Origin of the sequence: Paenibacillus jamilae (assembly GCF_050482105.1) — a bacterium.
Lineage (GTDB): Bacteria > Bacillota > Bacilli > Paenibacillales > Paenibacillaceae > Paenibacillus > Paenibacillus jamilae_B.
Genome location: NZ_JBCNHI010000078.1, coordinates 1 through 566, shown reverse-complemented (window position 1 = coordinate 566; position 566 = coordinate 1). Strand labels below are relative to the sequence as shown.

Below are 566 nucleotides of genomic sequence, written 5' to 3'. Positions count from 1 at the left end.
GCATGGACGGTTGAAGAAACAGAACAATTCTTGAAACAAGCTCATCGGGCCTACAATACAGAAGCAAACGACCTGTTGCTGACAGCTCTGGGCACGGCGATTCAAGATTGGGCAGGCCTCCGTCAGGTGCTTGTAAATCTGGAGGGTCACGGACGGGAAGCGATTTTGCCGGATATGGATATTACGCGCACAGTCGGTTGGTTTACCAGCCAATTCCCGGTGGTCTTGGATATGGGCGAGGACCGGAATATGGGACGGCGTGTCAAGAACGTCAAGGAAGGACTGCGCCGTCTGCCGCATAAAGGGATTGGATACGGGATTTTGAGATATTTGGCTGACGGGGAAGGGGAATCTCCTTTTAACACCGAACCGGAAATCAGCTTTAACTATCTTGGCCAATTCGATCAGGATTTGAAGCAGAATGCATTCCGCATGTCTCCTTATTCCGTCAGAGCTTCCATTAGTGACACGTTGACCAAGCGGCATGCTCTGGATATCAACGGTATGATCACGGACGGTGCCCTGGAGCTGACGATCAGCTACAGCAACAAGATGTTTATGAAAAA

The 566-nt window shown here is 50.4% G+C and carries 1 protein-coding gene; it reads left to right on the top strand.

Going from position 1 to position 566, the window contains the following annotated elements; translation table 11 throughout:
* On the top strand, nt 1-566 hold a 566-nt coding region (locus ABEW32_RS26390; RefSeq protein ID WP_430193271.1), incomplete at both ends, for a condensation domain-containing protein.